General features: G+C 66.7%; 1 protein-coding gene. It reads left to right on the top strand.

Annotation, left to right across the window (positions count from 1 at the left end; all coding sequences use genetic code 11):
* The coding region (locus tag BZK31_RS25325) for an amino acid adenylation domain-containing protein (RefSeq protein WP_157900793.1) at positions 1-1,461 on the top strand (1,461 nt) is incomplete at both ends.

The raw sequence follows: 1,461 nt of genomic DNA, 5'->3' as shown, positions 1-1,461 counted from the left end.
CGGCTCAACCGCCGCGCCAATCAGCTGGCCCACAAACTGCGCGAGCAGGGTGTCGGCCCGGACGTGCGTGTCGGGCTGGCGGCCGAGCGCAGCCTGGAGATGATCGTCGGTCTGCTGGCAATCCTCAAAGCCGGTGGCGCCTACGTGCCGCTGGACCCGGATTATCCGCAGGACCGCCTGAGCTTTCTGATGCGTGACAGCGGCATCGGGCTGCTGCTGACCCAGGCGGGTGTGCTGGAGCGGCTGCCGGTTCCGGCGAACGTGCAGTCCCTGCTGATCGACGCTGCGCTGGACGGCTACAGCGCCGACAACCCGATCAACCGCACCACGCCGGACAACCTGGCGTACGTGATTTACACCTCAGGTTCCACCGGCCAGCCCAAGGGCACGCTGCTGGCGCACCACAACCTGATGCGCCTGTTTGCCGCCACGGATGAGTGGTTCGGCTTCAATGAACAGGACGTCTGGGCGCTGTTTCACTCCTTCGCCTTCGACTTCTCGGTCTGGGAAATCTTCGGCGCGCTGCTGCATGGCGGACGTCTGGTGATCGTTCCGCGTGAAACCAGCCGCTCGCCGGACGATTTCCATGCCTTGCTGGCCGAACAGCAGGTCACGGTGCTCAATCAGACGCCATCGGCCTTCAAGCAGTTGATGCACGTGGCCTGCGAGCGCGATCAAAAGCTGGCGCTGCGCTCGGTGATCTTCGGTGGCGAAGCGCTGGACGTCACCAGCCTGACGCCGTGGTTCGAACGTTTCGGCGACCAGACGCCGCAACTGGTCAACATGTACGGCATCACCGAAACCACGGTTCACGTGAGCTACCGACCGATCACCCGGGCCGATACACAGCACCCGGCCAGCCCGATCGGCGAGGCGATCCCGGACCTGTCGTGGTACGTGCTGGACGCCGATTTCAACCCGGTCGCTCAGGGTTGCAGCGGCGAACTGCACATTGGTCACGCGGGGCTGGCGCGGGGGTATCACAACCGTGCGGCGCTGACCGCCGAGCGCTTCGTGCCGGACCCGTTCTCGGCCGACGGTGGCCGCCTGTACCGCACCGGCGACCTGGCGCGCTACCGCGCCGCCGGGGTGATCGACTACGCCGGGCGCATCGACCATCAGGTCAAGATCCGTGGCTTCCGCATCGAACTGGGCGAGATCGAAGCGCGCTTGCAGGCCCAGCCTGGCGTGCGCGAAGTGATCGTGCTGGCGCTGGACACCGCGAGCGGCCCGCAACTGGCGGCGTACCTGGTGCCGAGCGATCCCGCGCAGGACGCTCCAGCCCTGCGCGAAACCCTCAGGACCGGGCTGAAAACCCATCTGCCGGACTACATGGTGCCAACCCACTTCGTGCTGCTGGACGCCATGCCGCTGACCGCCAACGGCAAGCTGGACCGCAAGGCGCTGCCGACGCCGGACGCCAGCCAGTTGCAGGCTCAGTACGTCGCGCCGCAGGGCGAG

It is taken from the genome of Pseudomonas floridensis (genome assembly GCF_002087235.1).
GTDB lineage: Bacteria > Pseudomonadota > Gammaproteobacteria > Pseudomonadales > Pseudomonadaceae > Aquipseudomonas > Aquipseudomonas floridensis.
The sequence above is the reverse complement of the archived record's forward strand: the minus strand, read 5'-3'. Positions and strand labels throughout refer to the sequence as shown.